Origin of the sequence: Mesorhizobium sp. M8A.F.Ca.ET.165.01.1.1 (assembly GCF_004792065.1) — a bacterium.
GTDB lineage: Bacteria > Pseudomonadota > Alphaproteobacteria > Rhizobiales > Rhizobiaceae > Mesorhizobium.
In genome coordinates this window covers 1-316 of sequence record NZ_SRTH01000180.1, presented here as the reverse complement: position 1 = coordinate 316, position 316 = coordinate 1, and the positions used below count along the sequence as shown (strand labels likewise).

Sequence of the window (316 nt, the reverse complement as noted above, 5' to 3'; positions counted from 1 at the left end):
ATCACCTCGACCACGACGACGCCGACGACGAGATAGGCAAGGTTGAGCATGACGACGGTGATGATCGGCGCGATGGCGTTCGGGAAGGCGTGCTTGCGGATGACGGCAAAGGCGGAAAGACCCTTGAGCTCGGCCGTCTCGATATAGGCCGACTGCATGACATTGAGGATCGCCGCGCGCGTCATGCGCATCATATGGGCAAGCACCACCAGTGTCAGCGCCGAGGCCGGCAGCGCGATCGCCTGTATGCGCTCGCCGAGCGGCATTCCTTCATAGACGGTGGAGATGGCGGGGAACCACTGGTGCTGAACCGCGA

The 316-nt window shown here is 62.7% G+C and carries 1 protein-coding gene; it reads right to left on the bottom strand.

Going from position 1 to position 316, the window contains the following annotated elements; translation table 11 throughout:
• A partial coding sequence (locus EN808_RS35650; RefSeq protein ID WP_135918255.1) for an ABC transporter permease subunit occupies nt 1-316 on the bottom strand: 316 nt, incomplete at both ends.